Consider the following 1,325-nt stretch of genomic DNA (forward strand, 5'->3'; position numbering starts at 1 on the left):
ACCGCAGAGGGCGTGCGCTATGAAAACGCCTATTCTGCCTGTCCGACCTGTGTTCCCGCGCGGGCCTCTCTTTATACAGGTATGTCACAGGAACACACCGGCCGCGTCGGGTATGAGGATTTAGTGCCGTGGAACTATACCCACACGCTGGCTGGGGAACTGAGCAAGGCGGGCTATTATACGCAGTGCGTCGGTAAAATGCACGTCCACCCGCTGCGCAATAATTTGGGATTCAACGATGTACGGCTGCATGATGGCTATCTCCATGCCTACCGCCGCCCCACTACGCCCAGTTATGAAGACCAGCGTGTGGCCGATGACTATTATTGGTGGCTCAAGCAGCAGCTTGGTGTGGATGCAGACCCCGTAGATACTGGCTTGGACTGCAACAGCTGGGTGGTTCGTCCGTGGATTTACGAAGAAAAGTACCATCCCACCAACTGGGTCGCCAGTGAGTGCCGGGATTTTCTGCGCCGCCGTGACCGTTCTAAACCTTTTTTCTTGATGGCCAGCTTCGTGCGGCCACATCCGCCGCTGGACGCCCCGGAATATTATTTGAATTTGTACAAAGATAAGCCGCTGGCCGAACCTTGGCACGGAGACTGGAACGACTGCGTCCGCTGGGAGCGCGACGGTCACAGTTACCATGCCCAGACTGCACCCTCGGATGAAAGCTATATTCAGCAGCTGCGGGCGGGCTATTATGCTGCCATCACCCATATGGATCATCAAATCGGACGCTTGATTTCCGCGCTGGTGGAAGAACAGATTACGGATAGCACCGTGATTTTGTTTGTCTCCGACCACGGTGAAATGCTGGGCGACCATTTGATGTTCCAGAAAGCAAAGCCATTCCAAGGCAGTATCCATGTACCACTGTTTATCTCCGGGCCGGAGCGTTACATCGGAAAGTGCGGCACGGTTCGCACCGACTTGGTCGAGCTGCGCGACGTTATGCCCACACTGCTGGAACTGGCGGGCGCACCCATTCCAGAAACCGTGGACGGCACGAGCCTATTGCACCCCGTCGAACGCGAATACCTGCACGGGGAACACACGCTGGGTGAAGATTCCATGCACTTTATCCTGACAAAAGAGGACAAATATATCTGGTACTCGCAGACCGGGCGGGAACTGTACTTCTACCTGCGCGATGACCCGCACGAAACAAAAAATGTACTGGACGAAAACCCGGAGCGTGTGGCCGAACTGCGTGCCCTGCTGATCGACGCCTTAAAGAACCGCGAAGAACAGTACACAGACGGTCATACCTTGTTTGTGGGCAAAACGCCCCTGACCGTATTGCAGAACACCGAGGTGTTATG

1 protein-coding gene is annotated in these 1,325 nt (G+C 55.3%); it reads left to right on the plus strand.

Features of this window, described 5'->3' with window-relative positions:
* Positions 1-1,325, plus strand: a 1,325-nt coding sequence (locus tag GPK89_RS12705; RefSeq protein ID WP_252261665.1) for an arylsulfatase, incomplete at both ends; no start/stop codon positions are given.

This window comes from Gemmiger formicilis (assembly GCF_018784445.1).
Taxonomy (GTDB): Bacteria; Bacillota; Clostridia; order Oscillospirales; family Ruminococcaceae; genus Gemmiger.